Origin of the sequence: uncultured Dubosiella sp., assembly GCF_964018005.1 — a bacterium.
Taxonomy (GTDB): domain Bacteria; phylum Bacillota_I; class Bacilli_A; order Erysipelotrichales; family Erysipelotrichaceae; genus Dubosiella; species Dubosiella muris.
This window is the reverse complement of the sequence record NZ_CAXHOA010000045.1, coordinates 1-2,110: the sequence shown is the minus strand read 5'-3', so window position 1 is coordinate 2,110 and position 2,110 is coordinate 1. Positions and strand designations below refer to the sequence as shown.

General features: G+C 46.1%; 2 protein-coding genes. Both read right to left on the bottom strand.

Features of this window, described 5'->3' with window-relative positions; all coding sequences use genetic code 11:
- A partial coding sequence (locus ABNS49_RS13650) for a hypothetical protein (RefSeq protein ID WP_348688286.1) occupies window positions 1-206 on the bottom strand: 206 nt, incomplete at its 3' end.
- A gap of 18 nt (window positions 207-224) precedes the next feature.
- Window positions 225-1,475, bottom strand: a complete 1,251-nt coding sequence (locus ABNS49_RS13645) for a type IV secretory system conjugative DNA transfer family protein (RefSeq protein WP_135981273.1) — start codon at window positions 1,473-1,475, stop codon at window positions 225-227.
- Window positions 1,476-2,110 lie beyond the last annotated feature (635 nt).

Below are 2,110 nucleotides of genomic sequence, written 5' to 3'. Positions count from 1 at the left end.
TACGTGATTCCTTTCAGGAAGTCATTTCCTTTTGTCTTCACTTCCATGTACAGTTTATCCAATTCCAAACCTTTCACATTTTTCTCAAGATTGATTTCCTGTTTTTGTGTCGTTTTGTCTTCGCTCTTCTCCGGTTTCTCCGGAGTCGGGGCTGCGCATCCGCACAGTAACGCCCCGATCAACAGACAGATTTTTATATTTTTCATCCTCTTCTTTTCCTTTCTTTACATGCAGTATTCGATTTCAGCGCATTCATAACGTGCTTTTGTCGCTTGCCACAACACGTTGTCACGAATCCGGTACCGCTCCACCACCATAGGATACATCCCTCTTCGAAACACGTATTCCAATCCAATCGGCATATACAGCACGTCTTTCAATGGCAAAAGCAGGCGTTGGGAAACGTTTTTCGCCGTATCGAGATCCATACCACCCAAATACACGTACGTGTCGCAGTTGTTGATGATCGTCTGCGCGTCGCCCGCGCCATACATCGCGACAAGCTGCGACTCCGACTGCAAAAGGATCGTGGCGGAAATGCCCTTTTCCCGAATGACGGAAATCATGCGCGGAAAGCTTTCCAAGGTGCTTGCGGTCGCAAAGTCGTCAAAGACGAATCGAACCGGAATCGGGAGCTTGCCAAAACACTCCCGCTCGCCGAGCGCGAACAGGCGCTGGATCGCGTACTCGTATATCAAATTCGTCAAACGCTGGGTCGTCGCGTCCGCCGGATCGACCGTGATCCACACAATCGTTTTCCGATCCACCAGCTCGTCAAAATTCATCCGGGATTTCAATTCGAGATCCTCGAACAAATCCGGATTGAAAAAGTTGTTCAAGGCGCTACTGACGACCGAATAAATGCAGCGCGCCGTCTTTTCGGAATTTTTGCTAAAGGTGCTCCACCGCTGCGCCGCCATCGTGTCCGGGTCCATATCCTGAAACCATTGATTCTCTTCGATCGCGAAGTGGTTGCGCGATGGCCGAAACTGCATCGACGAATGAAATTCCATGACCGAGCGCATCGACTTGTCGAACCAGTCGTTTTGCCAAATAAGTGCGATTTCCGCGCTTAGAAGATCAATCGCGGTTTCATCCCAATACGGATCGCCGCGCCAGTCTGTACCTTTGGCGCATACGATGCGCCTTGCCAAATCGACAATGTCGTGCTCGGAACGCACGTCGTCCATCGGATCGTAAAAATAGCGGCTTCCTGCCATATCGGCTAAATTCAAATCCACGACCCGATAGCCTCGTTCCAAAAACAAAGGCGTGTACATATCCACGATTCGACGTTTCGTCACAGTCACGACGAGCGATGAAGAAAACGTTTCGAGCAGCATCGGCTCCACGATCGACATCGTCTTGCCGCTCCCGGAACCACCGCAAACGAGAATGTTGTTGTTGAGATTCGTTTCCTCGCAATCTGTGCTGAACACACAGTCTTGTCCTAAAATCATTTTTTCTGTTTTCATTTTTTCCTCCTTAGCCGCATTACTTTGACTTTTACTTTTTTACTCATTGACGAATCTCTTTTTGCCAAGGAGGAATGCCCGGCTCGCCCACACGAGCCGGTTGCTTTCTTGTACAAACCATTCGGGTGACAATCGCATCCGAACGCGATTTTTTCCAGATGAAGAAAACTCTTATGACCGTTCCTTCATTCCTTTTCAATATAAATTTCTCACGTATCCCTTCTATTTATATTTTCAGTTACACTGCTTTTAATATTTTATCACAAAAAATCATGTTTCTTTACTGATTTATTGGACTTATAACCAATGTGACAAATCCAAATAAAAAAGGAAGACACGTCTTTTCGTTTATCAAAAAGCGTTTTCGTCTTCCTTTTTCTCAAGCTTAGCAAAAGGAATGATTGAATCCTGGCTCAGATATTCCATCGCGCAGATGGAATCCAATGGGAGGCACAGTCCATAAGGTAAATTTAGATGATTAAATCATGGGCAGATGAAGCGCGGGAAGATTTCGAATATTGGACACAGCAAGACCGGAAGACGCTTCGTCTATATCTTGAGCGCCATAATAACTCCTCAAAATTAAAAAAAATTCATTTTTGAGGAGTTTTCATTCCTTTCATCGCGAAAAAAAA

Bases quoted from the DNA above. Each gene is read 5' to 3' on its own strand.
- ABNS49_RS13645 (WP_135981273.1), bottom strand. From the start codon at position 1,475: ATGAAAACAGAAAAAATGATTTTAGGACAAGACTGTGTGTTCAGCACA.